This is a genomic window from Pseudomonas sp. H26/SER47-MNA-CIBAN-0231 (genome assembly GCF_040310465.1).
Taxonomy (GTDB): Bacteria; Pseudomonadota; Gammaproteobacteria; order Pseudomonadales; family Pseudomonadaceae; genus Aquipseudomonas; species Aquipseudomonas atacamensis.
The window spans coordinates 1-238 of record NZ_JBEOPW010000186.1 but is presented as its reverse complement, the minus strand read 5'-3'; the positions used below and the strand labels follow the sequence as shown (position 1 = coordinate 238).

Genomic DNA, 238 nt, shown 5'->3' with positions numbered 1-238 from the left:
GAGGCGGTCCGCCTGATTGAGCAAGCGAGCCAGATCCTGCGACAGGTTCATGTCGCCGGTGGGGTTCTGCAGCTTGGGCAGCTGATCCAGCTCTTTGGTCAGCGCCTGACGCAGGGCATTGAGGTCGAAACCGACTTGCATGAGCAGCGGCTTGATCGAACCGCCCTGCTGCTCAAGCAGCGCCTGCATCAGGTGCAGTGGCTCGATGGAAGGGTGATCCAGGCCTACGGCAATGGAC

Annotated in this window: 1 protein-coding gene; it reads right to left on the bottom strand. The window is 61.8% G+C overall.

Translation table 11 applies throughout. From position 1 onward, the window contains the following. Positions 1-238, bottom strand: a 238-nt coding sequence (locus AAEZ10_RS27740; RefSeq protein WP_350571886.1) for a Clp protease N-terminal domain-containing protein, incomplete at both ends; no start/stop codon positions are given.